Genomic DNA, 218 nt, shown 5'->3' on the forward strand with positions numbered 1-218 from the left:
CCCGATGAATGCATCGACTGCGGAGCCTGCGTTCCTGAATGTCCGACCGAAGCGATCTTCTACGAAGATGACGTTCCGGACCAATGGAAAAGCTTCATCGAACTCAACGTCACGAAGTCGGCGGAATGCCCGTCGGCTAATGAGTGACACTACCGCAACAACCGCCGCATGGCCGCGGCCACACCGAGAGTGACTTCGGTCATGCGGGGGTAGTCGAG

Annotated in this window: 1 protein-coding gene; it reads left to right on the plus strand. The window is 58.3% G+C overall.

The features are described 5' to 3' along the window. The coding region (locus B2R17_RS21435) for a 4Fe-4S dicluster domain-containing protein (RefSeq protein WP_286765601.1) at positions 1–147 on the plus strand (147 nt) is incomplete at its 5' end. Positions 148–218 lie beyond the last annotated feature (71 nt).

The organism is Rhodopirellula sp. UBA1907 (assembly GCF_002337565.1).
Classification (GTDB): Bacteria; Planctomycetota; Planctomycetia; order Pirellulales; family Pirellulaceae; genus Rhodopirellula; species Rhodopirellula europaea.